The sequence below is a fragment of the Rhizobacter sp. P1_G5 genome (genome assembly GCF_056405435.1).
Window position 1 is genome coordinate 1 of sequence record NZ_JBFUCB010001065.1, and the last position, 1,014, is coordinate 1,014.

Below are 1,014 nucleotides of genomic sequence, written 5' to 3' on the forward strand. Positions count from 1 at the left end.
GTACACATCGGCCATGCGCATCTGAAGACCTGGCACCGCCGCCAGTCGTGCCCAGCCACGAACCAGGAGCGGGCGCAGCGAATCGCGCGAGGAGTACATCTGAAGGTTGGGCGCCAGTCGAGCTGCGACTTGGCGCGAGTCCGAGAAGGCGAGCACCTTGCGCCCGCGCAAGGGTGCAAAGCGGGTGGCTTCCGCGGCATTCGGTGCTTGAACCTGCAATTGCCGATTCAAGAGCACCTGGAAAGGCTGATCGCCTTTTGTTTCGTGGTCTTGCACAGAAGAGCGGCCTTGGTAGGCAAGACGTTCGCAGACCCCGCAGCGCTTGAATACGCCGGCCTCCGCGGCGTAGCTGCCGCCGCCGTCCTCGTCATCGTCCACGATCTCCGCGACGCGATTAGGGGGCAGATACACGCGACGCTGGCGAGGCCCCGGCTCCGGAGAGTTCAGGAGTCCAGAGACAAGGTCGTAGTTCGCCGCTACGCCCAAGTCATCTTCGTGCGGGCGCACCAGCAATATGTCCAGTGCCGCCAGATGATCGTAGTGATGGTCCCCGCTGTGCAACACCGACCCCGGTTCACGGGAGGTGACCGTTGGGTTCAACGGATCGTCACAGTACGCGCGCCCATAGGCCGAGCCGCAAACACGACAGGTGAAGTACTCCAGAATACGGGCGCCGCAGTCACAGAGCTCCTTGGGCTGGGTGAACAGCTTGCCCACCGCGCCGCGATGCTTAGCGTCCACTGCGGTGCAGTTGGGATCCATGCACGCCCACAGCCCACGAAGACCTCGGAAAAATGTGTGAACGCGGCAGGGCAACAAGCTGGGTTCATCCACTGCCTTGCGGGCGTTGGAGGCCAGCGCCCCGAGCGCCGTGACTGCCCGGTCTGCAACATGCTTGTCGACGGTCGGAAAGATGCTGGCGCCGAGCGCTTCCACAGCCTGCGCTGTGCCCATCGTCATGTTGACCAAGAGGGACAGCGGCGGGTAGTCCTCGAGGGCGTGGAAGAGGACGCC

1 protein-coding gene is annotated in these 1,014 nt (G+C 63.8%); it reads right to left on the reverse strand.

The genetic code is table 11. The features are described 5' to 3' along the window. Positions 1 to 1,014: hypothetical protein (locus AC1D12_RS34020; protein WP_477845478.1), on the reverse strand; the 1,014-nt coding region annotated here is incomplete at both ends.